The 383-nt window shown below is 56.4% G+C and carries 1 pseudogene; it reads left to right on the plus strand.

Annotated features, from left to right (window positions below):
• Nucleotides 1-383, plus strand: a pseudogene (locus tag KP705_RS19045) (IS5/IS1182 family transposase); the annotation flags it as partial.

The raw sequence follows: 383 nt of genomic DNA on the forward strand, positions 1-383 counted from the left end.
GCGGAACGCCGGTTATCTCCCGATGTCCGGCCAGATCCTGGATGCAACACTGGTGGCTGCTCCAAAGCAGCGCAATACGAAGGCTGAGAAAGCGGATCTCCGGGCAGGACGTATTCCAGAAGACTGGCAGGACAAGCCCGCAAAGATGTCGCATAAGGATCGTCATGCACGATGGACACTTAAGTTCACGAAGGCGAAGCGGCAGGACGATGGAACCATACCGTCGAGCGATCTCGCCATCCCGTTCTTTGGCTACAAATCCCACGTCTCCATCGACCGGAAGTTTCGGTTCATCCGAAAATGGAAGACGACGGATGCCGCCGCCAGTGATGGTGCGCGATTGAGAGAGGGGCTGTTAGATAAAACCAATACGGCCTCGAGCG

The organism is Gluconobacter sp. P1D12_c, assembly GCF_018812105.1.
GTDB classification, from domain to species: Bacteria; Pseudomonadota; Alphaproteobacteria; order Acetobacterales; family Acetobacteraceae; genus Gluconobacter; species Gluconobacter oxydans_A.